A 1,976-nucleotide genomic window follows, 5' to 3' on the forward strand; every position below is an offset into this window, starting at 1 on the left:
AGAATCATCCAGCCTTATGCAAGCTTGAGCGGAGTGCGGTGAAAGTCGCACGCTCCGTTCTTAGAGGGCTGCCTCCCAGCAATGGGAGGTGGCTACTCGACGTGCGACACGAGGTCGGTGTGCCGTAGCGAAGCTACATAAAAGATGGCGGTAGGTCCGCCGTAGTCTGCTTACAGGAGCTGGCTACAAACCACCTTAAGCTGCTATTGTAAAGAGCAATGGTAGTGAGCGTTAAGGAAAGTCAGCAATAGCTGGCGAGGTATGAGCTAGAAAGATGAATAAAACTGAACCATTGTTGAAGCATCGTTAGTCGAAAGTAACGTCAAAACCAAGGTCTCGACTTCATCTTGGGACAAGCATATAGGATACCTGCTTACTGTATATGCGACGTTCGGTGTAGAGATGGCATGATTCTAGTTTAGGCTTTTATGTGGAACTACGGGAAGCAGTCATCTGGATGTAAAGAGAGAAACTCAAGGAATAACACCCCAAGAGTGAGAGTATCGATGCCAGTTACTGTGGCGGGGCTGTTTGTAGTAGCGTAGAGGCTTCTGTAATGGAAGCAGAGTGAAGAGACAGCGTTAGATGAGGTTATCAACCTCAAAACTCGATAAGAGGATAAGAGTTGGATAAACCAAAACCATTTGATATACCAAAAAGTCTAGTATGGGAAGCTTATAAACAAGTCAAAGCAAACAAGGGTGGTTCAGGTGTAGATCATGAATCACTGGAAGATTTTGACAGGAAACGCAATAAGAACCTATACAAAATTTGGAATAGACTAAGTTCAGGGAGCTACTTTCCACCTGCGGTGAGAGGGGTAGAAATCCCTAAGAAGCAAGGAGGGATAAGGCTGCTTGGAGTACCAACTGTATCAGATCGGATAGCCCAAATGGCGATTAAACTGATATTTGAACCAAGTGTAGAACCCCATTTTTTGGAAGACTCCTATGGATACAGACCGAATAAATCGGCACTAGATGCCATAGGAGTTACCCGAAAGAGGTGCTGGAAATACGATTGGCTCATAGAGTTTGATATCAAAGGGTTATTTGACAGCATAGACCATGAACTACTGATGAAGGCTGTACGTCATCACACCGAAAACAAATGCATCTTACTGTATTTAGAGCGATGGATAAAAGCACCACTCGAGTTACCCGATGGCACTATAAAGAATAGAGACAAAGGAACGCCTCAAGGTGGCGTTATTAGTCCCTTGCTAAGTAATCTATATTTGCATTATGTATTTGATCACTGGATGAAAAGAACTCATCCTGAATCTTTGTGGTGTCGCTATGCTGATGATGGCATATGCCACTGTAAAACCAAGGAGCAAGCAGAGGCCTTATTGGCGGAACTTGAAAAGCGGTTTTTAGAGTGCAAGCTAGAAATACATCTCGAAAAGACGAAGATAGTATATTGCGGAAAACGTAGCTCAAAAGAAACGTATAAAGGCAACACCAGTTTCGTGTTTTTAGGGTATGAATTTAGATCAAGGAGAGCGAGGGAGCACAGAACGGGAGAAATATTTAGTGGTTTTCTACCCGCTATCAGTCCCAAAGCAAGGAAAGCCATCACTCAGAAAATAAGAGAACTGAATGTTAGAAACAAAAGCAATCTAAGCCTTCAGCAGATAGCAGATTGGCTAAACCCGATGATACGAGGCTGGCTGGGGTACTATGGAAAGTTCACCAAGTCCGAACTGAACGGGGTGTTTGAAAGACTGAATGGAACGCTAGTACGATGGAGCATGAAAAAGTATAAAAAGCTTGCGAAGAGACCTACATATGCTGCAGAGCGTATGGAAAAGCTAGCAAGAAGCCATACAAAATTATTTGCTCATTGGGAAGCAGGTATAACAAGTGTGTTCATCTAATGGGAGCCATGTGAGTCGAGAGGTTCATGCATGGTTCTGCGAGGGGCTAGTGGGGAAGATCCACTGGTCTACTCACCCCAAGTAGAGTTGTGGTATT

Annotated in this window: 1 protein-coding gene; it reads left to right on the forward strand. The window is 44.0% G+C overall.

The window, feature by feature from the left end:
- The first annotated feature begins 625 nt into the window (after positions 1 to 625).
- A complete protein-coding gene (gene ltrA / locus OK13_RS13595) occupies positions 626 to 1,879 on the forward strand; it encodes a group II intron reverse transcriptase/maturase (protein ID WP_035891700.1) in 1,254 nt (417 codons plus the stop codon).
- The last annotated feature ends 97 nt before the right edge of the window (positions 1,880 to 1,976 follow it).

The sequence above is a fragment of the Legionella norrlandica genome, assembly GCF_000770585.1.
In the GTDB taxonomy this organism is placed as follows: domain Bacteria; phylum Pseudomonadota; class Gammaproteobacteria; order Legionellales; family Legionellaceae; genus Legionella; species Legionella norrlandica.